9 protein-coding genes and 1 pseudogene are annotated in these 9,715 nt (G+C 46.7%); 1 reads left to right on the top strand and 9 read right to left on the bottom strand.

Going from position 1 to position 9,715, the window contains the following annotated elements:
• Positions 1-120, bottom strand: a pseudogene (locus C6Y40_RS15850) (IS1595 family transposase); the annotation flags it as partial.
• 607 nt (positions 121-727) lie between these two features.
• Between C6Y40_RS15850 and C6Y40_RS15845 the strand changes: the two are divergent.
• Positions 728-1,636, top strand: a complete 909-nt coding sequence (locus tag C6Y40_RS15845; RefSeq protein ID WP_105935404.1) for a diguanylate cyclase response regulator — start codon at positions 728-730, stop codon at positions 1,634-1,636.
• Here the strand turns inward: C6Y40_RS15845 and hemN are convergent.
• The 8 genes from hemN to C6Y40_RS15805 all read right to left on the bottom strand — a co-directional run bounded on the left by hemN (position 1,633) and on the right by C6Y40_RS15805 (position 9,687).
• A complete protein-coding gene (gene hemN, locus C6Y40_RS15840; RefSeq protein ID WP_105935403.1) occupies positions 1,633-3,003 on the bottom strand; it encodes an oxygen-independent coproporphyrinogen III oxidase in 1,371 nt (456 codons plus the stop codon). The genes C6Y40_RS15845 and hemN overlap by 4 nt on opposite strands.
• 163 nt (positions 3,004-3,166) lie before the next feature.
• On the bottom strand, positions 3,167-5,746 hold the full coding sequence (locus tag C6Y40_RS15835) for a TonB-dependent receptor (RefSeq protein ID WP_105935402.1): 2,580 nt from the start codon (positions 5,744-5,746) through the stop codon (positions 3,167-3,169).
• 128 nt (positions 5,747-5,874) lie between these two features.
• On the bottom strand, positions 5,875-6,147 hold the full coding sequence (locus C6Y40_RS15830; RefSeq protein ID WP_146129594.1) for a hypothetical protein: 273 nt from the start codon (positions 6,145-6,147) through the stop codon (positions 5,875-5,877).
• Positions 6,148-6,386: 239 nt separating this feature from the next.
• Positions 6,387-6,782: a DUF3718 domain-containing protein gene (locus C6Y40_RS15825; RefSeq protein ID WP_105935400.1), complete on the bottom strand. Its 396-nt coding sequence runs from the start codon at positions 6,780-6,782 to the stop codon at positions 6,387-6,389.
• A gap of 302 nt (positions 6,783-7,084) precedes the next feature.
• Entirely contained in the window at positions 7,085-7,480 is a 396-nt protein-coding gene (locus tag C6Y40_RS15820) for a DUF3718 domain-containing protein (RefSeq protein WP_105935399.1), read from the bottom strand.
• A gap of 315 nt (positions 7,481-7,795) precedes the next feature.
• The gene (locus tag C6Y40_RS15815; protein ID WP_105935398.1) at positions 7,796-8,191 is read right to left on the bottom strand and encodes a DUF3718 domain-containing protein; all 396 of its coding nucleotides are present in this window, start codon (positions 8,189-8,191) and stop codon (positions 7,796-7,798) included.
• Between the two features lie 303 nt (positions 8,192-8,494).
• Positions 8,495-9,418 (bottom strand): LysR family transcriptional regulator, encoded by a 924-nt coding sequence (locus C6Y40_RS15810; protein ID WP_105935397.1) that lies wholly within the window; start codon positions 9,416-9,418, stop codon positions 8,495-8,497.
• Between the two features lie 125 nt (positions 9,419-9,543).
• Complete coding sequence (locus C6Y40_RS15805; RefSeq protein ID WP_105935396.1) at positions 9,544-9,687, bottom strand: entericidin A/B family lipoprotein; 144 nt, start codon at positions 9,685-9,687, stop codon at positions 9,544-9,546.
• Positions 9,688-9,715 lie beyond the last annotated feature (28 nt).

The following is a 9,715-nucleotide window of genomic DNA, read 5'->3' as shown; positions in this document are numbered from 1 at the left end:
CTCTGTTATCAACTGTGAGACGCTATCAGTGCCTTTCAGCAGCTTCTCAACATAACGGGTTTGACTATCTGTTAAGTGTTCTAACTCGGCTATAAGCTTTGTAAATTGTGCTGGGAGCATGATCAATCCTTAACAACTGTATTCATATACAGTATAGCAACAATTTAGCAGAACATAGCCTTAATTTATAATTGATGAGGTTAAAAGTCAGCATTTACCAAAAATCATCGCTACTCTGACGATTATTTTCTTACAGCTGTCGTAAATACGTAAATTTACGCTAGTCTCAACAATATTCTTTGGTGAAAGTTCTCGTGAGCGGTTATCAAACAGCTTCATGAATGGTTGTGAGTTTGAAAATATCAGCCAGGGCGTATTCACTTGCTGCAGCGATAATCATTGTTGTCGTTGCCATGATCGCCGTTAATTACATAACCGCTTCTTATAACCAGTTGGTGGTTGGTGACCTGAAAAATAAATCAGCGTGAAGTGGCAACGGTGATTAAAAACAAATATTCGTCGTATTGGGACAATATTGTTTTCTTGAACTCCATTGCGCCTATAAGTGGCGTGAGCCGAACAGCCAGCGCTTTTTGAACAATTTATCAAAGATGATTAACTGTTCCGTCAATATAATGTCACTCATCAAAATAATGACTACTAAAGTTGTATGGCGCTTTGTTAAAAGAACGTATATAACTTAACAAGAAAGTGGTTTCGGAGTAGCATGGTGAAACACATCGACCAGTGTTCAGTGTTAGTTGTCGATGATGATGAAATTACCCGACTAATGCTGATAGCGGTATTAAGCGACATCTGTCATTGTGAAGCGGCAGGTAATGCTCAGGAAGCCTTTAATTTTCTGGCAGTTCATCCGGTTGATTTGATTGTGCTGGATATTCAGATGCCGGATATGTCAGGTCTGGAATTCTGCGAAAAAGTCCGTTCTAATAACAACTTTGTTAAAATCCCCATTTTATTTATTACCTCTTCGGTTGAGCGCAATATTCAGGAAGCCTGCTGGATTGCTGGTGGTAATGACTTTGTGAAAAAGCCGGTTATCAGCAATACCCTCAAGCAGCGTGCTGAAAACTTACTGAAGAGCAAAATTATTGCTGATTTCATGTTTCATACTGGTTATGACGATCCGCTTACCGGTATGAAGACCGAACATTATTTAATGAAGGAAGTTAGCGAGCATCTGCAGTACTGCCAAATCAATAATCAGCCGTTTTCAATGCTGTTGATAAAAATTGCCGGTATTCACGATATCAACGAGCATCAGGGATTCCATCAGGGCAATCAGGCTATTCAGGCGGTTGCCCGGGTAATTGAGGGGCAACTTAATATACCGCTGGCCAAGTGCTGTCGGATCAGTGGCGCCACCTTTGCCATCAGTCTACCGAATGTTAGTGAACAGCAAGGGCTTAGCTTCGCGGGCAAAATAAATGAGGCAATGGGCAATTATCTGTTCAGCAGTGGTACAAAATTACCGCTAAATATTCGCTTTAAGTCATCCATAGCCAGTTGTGATGGCAATAGCGGCTACAACATGGATGAATTGATGGGCCAGTGCCATGCGTCACTGGCTGCTAATCCCATTGGCAGTTATTTAAAGCCCGGCGGAGCAGGCTAAATTACCCGTGAATATCGACGCTGGTGTACCTGCCTGGCCAGGTAGGCGTCGAAAGACATACTGATGATGCGGATCAGTAAGCGCGCTTTTGGGGCTACCCGGATATGCTGCGCGGTGACCGATACCTGTCCATCGTCAATAAAGGGATCCAAAGCGGCAATGGCATCGGCAAAGTAGTTGTTAAAATCAATCTCCCACTCTGATTCTATATCGCAAATAGCCAGGTTCAGGTTGCACATCAGTTGCATAATGACCTGTCTGCGCAGCATGTCATCGCGGTTCAATAACACACCTTTGGTCGTAAGGCTCGCAGGTGCATCCAGCGCTGCGTAATAATCGTTTAGGGTTTTAGGGTTCTGGCCGTACATATTGTAAACGGCTGAGATAGACGAAACACCCAAACCGAGCAGGTCGAGATCCCCCCGGGTGGTGTAGCCCTGAAAGTTACGGTGCAGCTCACCCTGACGTTGAGCGACGGCAAGTTCGTCGTCGGCTTTAGCAAAATGATCCATGCCAATCAGTTCGTAACCTACCTCACTCAGGGTGGCCATGGCCTGTTTCATTAATGCCAGTTTAAGCTCAGCAGAAGGTAACCATTCGTCTTTAATTTTACGCTGCGCCGCAAAACGCTCCGGCAGGTGTGCGTAGCTAAACAGTGAAACCCGCTCCGGCTCCATCGCTTTTACTGCCGCCAGGGTGGTCTTAAAGGTTTCCTCGGATTGATGTGGCAAACCATAAATGAGGTCGAGGTTAACCGATTCAAAGCCAACGTGTCTGGCATGATCTACCAGACTGGCTATATGGGACGTACTCTGAACCCGGTTAATCGCTTGTTGAACGTTATAGTCGGTGTCCTGTACACCAATGCTGATTCGGCGGTAGCCCACGCTGGCAAGGGCGCTGATGTAGTCGGTGTCGACTGTGCGGGGATCTATTTCGATACTGCACTGCGCATCGTCCGCAAAGTTGAAGGCGTCTCTTAGCAATTGCATTAAACGCTGATGTTGCTCAGGAGAAAGAAAGCTCGGTGAGCCGCCGCCAAGGTGTAACTGCCGTACTGTGTAATGGCCGAAAGCGGCTGCGCGCAGAACAATTTCTTTACTCAGATAATCCAGATAACGGTCTGCCTTATCGGCGTGACGGGTAACGACCTTATTGCAACCACAGTAATAGCACAGTGAATGACAGAACGGGATATGCACGTATAACGACAAATCCTGCGCAGGACTGGTTTGCGCGGCCGTTAGCAGGGTGGCATCACTCACATCGTTATTGAATTCCAGAGCGGTAGGGTACGAAGTGTATCTCGGGCCGTTGATGTTGTATTTATTAAGTAGCGCCGGGTCAAAAAAATCGATAGTTTGCATAGCCTGAATTCATCTGTTTTTCGTTATGGGAACCGGATAGTTCCTGATAAGCCATAGCATACAGACTCTGAGCAAAGACGATTTGATCTCGTTCAATAAAACGCGGCGAAGAAGATTTTAGTTACCCGGTAAAAGGGGAACACCGGGTAACCAATAGTAGTCATTAAAAGTGGGTTCTGAGTGTAATGCCCCAGGTGCGCGGCATGCCGGGGTAAGCCATAATTTTGCCCGCCTGAACCGGCACGTCAAAACCATTTTTAGCCACGTACTCAGTATCAAACAGGTTTTTGCTCCAGACAATTAACTGGCTATCCCATGCCGGCATTTCCCACATCCAGCTGGCGTTAACCAGATCAAAGCTGTCGAGATGTTTGTAGGGATCGTTGGTGTCATCCATGAAGAGATCACCGGTGTACAGATAATCCACGCGCACTGTGGTGGGGAAGCTAAAGACGTCAATGTAATGCTCAAGACCCAGCGTATAGCGGGTTTCTGGTTCAAAACCAATCCGATCGCCGGCTCGTGAACAATACGGATCTTCCGTGTTTTGACGGCCCGGATCGTCAATGCCGGTGTGCCAGGTATAGGCAACCCAACAGGTGCCATTGTCAAACTCGTCGAAGGTAGCCAGAGTACGGGCAAAGTTTAGCGATATCTGAGTAGAGGCAACGGGTAACCAGACCAAATCAAATTCAACGCCTTTGGTACCGATACTGCCAGCATTTTGCAGATTAAAGCCAGTCCCGGTAAAAGTGGATGCCTGAAAGTCGTCGATATCCGTTTTATGCAGGGCAAGATTAAAGCGTAAATCGTAGTCAGGGAATTCCTGCTTCACACCTAACTCCCAGGCCCGGGACGTTTCGGCTTTGAATACCGGATCGAATCCGGGCGCTATGCGGTCGGTATTGATGCCACCAGACTTAAATCCATTCGCCCAGGACAGGTAAATCAGGCGTTCATCATTGGGCTGGTAACTAATTTTAACCGTGCCCGAAACATTATCATCGGATAAGGATTCCTGCATGGAGGGCCGCGGCAGAATAGAAGCCGTATTAAGAAAATAAAAGCCCCAGCCCGGATTTTGAAACGGTGCGATGGCTGCCAGTGAGTCTGCGTCGGGCATCTGCATGGAAGCGAGCGCAGTGGCGATATCAGTTAAAGCTGGCACCGCGGCATAGGGGTTAGGAATATCTTGCCCCTGAGTGGGTAAACCATTAATGCCTGGCCCAATTTCGCTGAATTCGCCGTTGAGCGTTTTATCCTCGGTGGTCCAGCGGATCCCTGTAGTCAGACTCCATTGAGGCAGAAACGTCCAGTCTGTCTGGGCAAATACCGCATAGCTGTCTTGCGTCTGATCGGCACTGTGCGGGAAGTCGGTGCCTCCCGGCGTGGCGGGTGCCACTGGTGCTATCAGGCCACCGCTCAATGTACTGAGCGTATTAATGCCTTCAATAAGAGGCTGCAGTTCGGCTGCGCTGGTGGCAAAAAAGGCCGGAAAATCACTGCCAATCATGTTATTGAAATCGAGGTCAAGGCGCTGATGAAAGTAAAAGACACCGGCAATGGCAGATAACGAGGGCGAGGCATAGTGAACCCTGAGTTCCTGAGTCACCGCACGTTGGGCCGAGTCATTAGTAGTGGATAATAGCTCTCCATCGGAGAAATCAGAGTCGATATAGTCAAAGCTATCAAATTTTCTCAGTGAACTAACAGACACCAGCGATAAGGTGTCGCTGATTTGCCAGTCGATCTCTGCTGACAGTCCGCGATCCTGCATGGCCGAACGCGGCGTTGAACTGAGCGCCGTGGTGAAATCGAAATACTGCGCCTGGCTAAATACTCGGCCACCAATTAATGGCGACGCAATAAGGCTATCGGTACCATATTTACCCGGTATCTCGTTTGCCTGTGCGTTACTTTGCCAGGTGAGCGCCGCACAACAGCGTTCGTCGAGCTCGGCATAGTCTGCTATCACTCTTACCGACACGGCATCTATGGGGGTATACAAGGCTTGCAGACGAAAACCTGAGCGGTCGCGGTTGTTAAGATCTTTGCCGGGGTGAGTCTGATCGGTAACCCAGCCATCACGGCGTGCGGTAAAGCCGCTCGCCCGCATAGCCAGTATGTCGTCAATCAGGGTTACAGACTTAGCGCCGCTGATATTCAGTGTATTGTAATTGCCGGCAGTGACCTGGAAAAAGCCCCGGCCATCAAAGTCGGCATTAACGGTATTAATAACCACCGCACCGGAAGGTGTATTTTTACCAAACAAGCTGCCTTGTGGACCTCGCAGAACTTCTACCGACTGGATATCTACCAAATCGTTAATCACCGAGTTCTGGCGGGCGCGATAAACGCCATCCACATATAAGCCCACCGAAGATTCGAAACCAAAGTTTTGCGACGAGGTGCCAATCCCGCGAATTGCGAATGCACTGTTGGTCGCACTCTGGCTTTGAAAAGCCGATAGGGTAGGGACACTGCGCTCGATGTCAAAAATATCGAAACTGGCCTTTTCTGCTAGCAGCTCACCACTAAGAGCGGTAACGGCTACCGGGACTTCCTGTAAGTTCTGAGAGCGCTTTTGTGCGGTAACCTCAATGGTTTCCAGCCCGGACTCAGGCTTTGCAGAAGAAGATTGTGCAAACACTGAAGCAGAGAGACTCGCAGTAGCCAGCAATGACATTGCCGGCACCAACGTTCGAGTACAGCACGAGGAGTGAGATGACTGAGGTTGTTGCATAAATCGCCCTGACTGTTTATCGGCAGTAATTGGCCCATAGTGTAGTGACAATTAGGCCTGAGGGGTAGTCAATGAATGCAACAATTTGTGATAACTAATAATTGGTACAGGGTTGGCAGTGCAGCTGATTACCGACCGGCTTGTTGTCCCGGCTGTTGGTTAGCACCGTTTAATGACAACCCTGGTGCTGTTGTGAAGGTATTTTCTGACTGATTATATTTTTTGATGTATTTATTGAGTAACTGATCAACCGGCAAACGTGTAACGTCGGCACGCAGTTTCTTAACCAGTTGTGGGGCACTGTCAACAGAAGCAGGTTGGTTATTATGATCGTTGGCCATGGTCGTGCCTGTGAAAAAACTGCAGGTCAGCAGGCTAAGGGTAACGATTTTAATTTTCATAATACGCTCGCTTGTATTGATCTCGGTCAGCAATGAGTTTATTACACCTTAGTTGAAGAAGTGATGACACACTGAGAATTATACATTGGTATTTGATTTCATACGTTGTATCTGCAAGTGTATGTTTAAACGTTGGTTTTTGAAAAAGGAAAGGCGCCCTAAGGCGCCCCACCGCAGAGCCCGGAGCTCTGCTACCATGTTGAAATGTTTACATGGCTGACATGAATTCGTTGTGAGTCTTATAGACGAGCGAGTACTTCTTTAGCAATGGCGTTGTTCTGCATGCCGTTGTCATTGATCCAGGCTTGCAATGTTTTACCGTCTTGCTCAGGCTCGCTTAAATCGCGGCTTGGCATCTTTTTCACCAGCAGGGTACCTACTTCAGTAGCGTTATTTTGTAATGCCGTGCGGATAAGGCTCTGGCCATTACAAGTGATACCGGCATAGTAATCGCGAAGTTTTAAACGGTAGTCAGACTGAACGTCACGCATTTTTTTACGCAGTTCGCCTTTATCATCAGCACTTACGATGGTGCAGATGTTGGCTAGCGCCTCTTCCACATTGGCGTGAGCAGTGGCGTTAATTCCAAAAGAAGCAGTTAATACAAGGGCAGCAGTTTTAGCAAATTTCAACATGGTAGTAATCCTATTAAGTTTAGCAGTCTTAAAAGTTTGTTTTGTTTGTTTTGTTTTGTTTGTTGTAACTATTAGAACCCAAACTAACAACCGCTTAAACAGCAGGGCCGATACATTGGTATTTATTCTAACACCTGGTTTTTGAGGTTTTAATTATTAAAAATCAGTGGGTTGGGTTTGTTTAAGATCAGCCAAAAAGGAAAAAGGCGCCTTGCGGCGCCTTTCCAATGCAGGGGACTGCTATGCTCCCTGCAACCATGTTGAACAGCTTACATGGTTATCATGAAAGAGGGGAGAACGTCTTACAGACGATCCATTACTTCTTTGGCAATGGCGTGATCCTGAAGACCATTATCGTTGATCCAGGCTTGCAGTGTTTTACCGTCTTTTTCTGGCTCGCTCAGGTCACGGCTGGGCATTTTTTTCACCAGCAGAGTACCTACTTCCGTCGCGTTATTTTGTAACGCGGTGCGGATCAGGCTTTGGCCATTACAGGTAATGCCTGAGTAGTAATCGTGCAGCTTTAAACGATAGTCAGACTGTACAGCACGCATTTTTTTACGCAGCTCGCCTTTGTCGTCAGCACTTACAATAGTACAAATGTTAGCTAGAGCTTCTTCCACGTTAGCGTGGGCAGTGGCGTTAATACCAAAAGAAGCAGTTAATACAAGAGCAGCAGTTTTAGCAAATTTCAACATGGTGGTAATCCTCGTTAGTTTTAGCAGCCTTTAAGGGAAATAATTTTGTTTGCTTTGTTTTGTTGGGTCTATTAAACCTAAAGTATAAGGTTGATAAAACAGCTTAGGTGATACATTGGTATTGGATTTAATACCTTTTCATACTGGCGTAAAGGATAATAAAATCAAAGTGTTGAGGTTGGCATTAAGAACAGGTTTGAAACAAAAAGAAAAAAGGCGCCTCTCGGCGCCTTCTAAATGCAGGGGACTGCTAAATTCCCTGCAACCATGTTGAACTGTTTACATGGCTATCATGAAATGGATACGGTGGCCGCCTTACAGACGGTCCATTAACTCCTTGGCAATGGCATGGTCCTGCAGACCATTTTCATTGATCCACGCTTGCAGCGTTTTTCCGTCTTTCTCTGGTTCGCCCAGTTCACGGCTAGGCATTTTCTTCACCAGCAGCGTGCCAACCTCAACGGCATTATTTTGCAGGGCCGTGCGAATTAAGCTCTGACCATTGCATGAAATACCTGAGTAGTAGTCGTGCAGCTTGAGACGGTAGTCCGATTGAACAGCCCGCATTTTCTTACGTAACTCGCCTTTATCATCGGCACTTACGATAGTACAGATGTTGGCCAGTGCTTCTTCTACATTAGCATTCGCGGTGCCGGTAAGCGCCAGCGTTGCAGTTAAAGCAAACAAAGAGGACTTAACAATTTTCAACATGGTTAGCTCCTTGAAAGATAGGTTATAAGTTAAGTTAGGTGGTCAATCAGTTGTTTGTTTTGTCGAGATCATTAAAGCTCTGTCTGCGGGACTGGTAAATTGCGCGGACCATACATTGTTATGAAGGTAAATACCTATAGGCATAATCCATCTCGGCCTTACCTTTATAAAATACTGAATAATATGGAATAAGTGAATTTTAGGCTGGAATTTAAAAAGATCAGAGAGCCGTGGTTTACAAGCTTTTTAAAATGAGAACTACTGGCCTCGCTCCGTATTGCGAGGCCCTGAAGGTCACTTAATTCAGGCGGCGTGTTGATTTAAGGGCGGCGAAAGAAACGCCTGAGCGATATCAATTAACTGTTGGCGTACCCAGCGGTGGGCAGGATCTTCATTGGCACTAACGTGCCAGTACACATAATAATCGAGGGGCTGTAAAGCAAAGGGAAGTTCACTCACGGCCAGATTGTAATGCTTGGCTAAGTGTGACGGTAAACAGGCAAGAAGATCCGTTTTTACCAGTACGCTGGGGATGGTAAGAAAGTGATGACTTTGCATGGCAATACGCCGCTGGTGGCCGAGCTTGGATAACTCAATATCCACTTCACTGGCCTGGTCCTGGCGTTGGGATACCTTTATATGGCCGTAGGTCAGGAAACTTTCCATAGTCAGGGGGTCGCTGAAGGCCGGATGTTCCGGCCGGCCAACTACGACAAGACGATCTTCGGCTATTTTATGACGCGCCAGATACTGATCGGTAAGCGTTTCGCTGTCGGCGTAAAAGTCGAGTTGTCCGCTTGCGAGGGCATTTACCACCTGTTTTTTATCAATGTCGTAATTAGTGATGGTAATGGCCGGGGCCTGGGCTTCAATTTTTGCAATCAGCCGCGGCAATATGCTGGCTTCAATAAGGTCACGGCAGGCAAACTGAAAGGTTTTTTCAGCCACTTCCGGATTAAATTCGCGACTTTGTAATACACTGGTTCGTAACAGCTCCAGTGCCTGACGGGCTGGGCCGATAAGGTTTTGTGCTACCGGCGTAGGACTCATTGTATGCCCGGTTCTGACAAACAGCGGGTCGTTAAGTAGATCACGAAGCCGGGCCAGCGAGTTACTCACTGCCGGTTGGGTGATGCAAAGGATATCAGCGGCTCTGGTAAGATTACCTGCGGTATAAATGGCGTCAAATACAGCAAACAGGTTTAAATCGATTCGGTTTAAATTCATATAAGAAGTGGCCCAACCAGTTAACTGCAGTCATTATTACCATTATTAATAGAAAATCAACATTTCTATCACATTGGTTGATTGTCAGACCAGCTGGGACACCGCTAAGCATTCTGGTAATTCCCTTAGTTTTTGTCTGCTGCTTCTTCGAGTTGTTCACCTGCTTTTTTAATATCTTTGCCGAGTCCTTCCATCGTTGCACAGCCCGTAGTCATACCGGCAACAGCAATTAATCCGAATAAAAAAAGACGTACATTACGAAACTTCATGGGATGTCTCCAAACAAAATTAAAACTG

Origin of the sequence: Marisediminitalea alba (assembly GCF_002993365.1) — a bacterium.
Taxonomy (GTDB): Bacteria; Pseudomonadota; Gammaproteobacteria; order Enterobacterales; family Alteromonadaceae; genus Alteromonas; species Alteromonas alba.
This window is presented reverse-complemented; position numbering and strand designations above follow the sequence as displayed.

Bases quoted from the DNA above. Each gene is read 5' to 3' on its own strand.
- C6Y40_RS15805 (WP_105935396.1), bottom strand. From the start codon at position 9,687: ATGAAGTTTCGTAATGTACGTCTTTTTTTATTCGGATTAATTGCTGTT.
- C6Y40_RS15825 (WP_105935400.1), bottom strand. From the start codon at position 6,782: ATGTTGAAATTTGCTAAAACTGCTGCCCTTGTATTAACTGCTTCTTTT.
- C6Y40_RS15815 (WP_105935398.1), bottom strand. From the start codon at position 8,191: ATGTTGAAAATTGTTAAGTCCTCTTTGTTTGCTTTAACTGCAACGCTG.
- C6Y40_RS15820 (WP_105935399.1), bottom strand. From the start codon at position 7,480: ATGTTGAAATTTGCTAAAACTGCTGCTCTTGTATTAACTGCTTCTTTT.
- hemN (WP_105935403.1), bottom strand. From the start codon at position 3,003: ATGCAAACTATCGATTTTTTTGACCCGGCGCTACTTAATAAATACAAC.
- C6Y40_RS15810 (WP_105935397.1), bottom strand. From the start codon at position 9,418: ATGAATTTAAACCGAATCGATTTAAACCTGTTTGCTGTATTTGACGCC.
- C6Y40_RS15830 (WP_146129594.1), bottom strand. From the start codon at position 6,147: ATGAAAATTAAAATCGTTACCCTTAGCCTGCTGACCTGCAGTTTTTTC.
- C6Y40_RS15835 (WP_105935402.1), bottom strand. From the start codon at position 5,746: ATGCAACAACCTCAGTCATCTCACTCCTCGTGCTGTACTCGAACGTTG.
- C6Y40_RS15845 (WP_105935404.1), top strand. From the start codon at position 728: ATGGTGAAACACATCGACCAGTGTTCAGTGTTAGTTGTCGATGATGAT.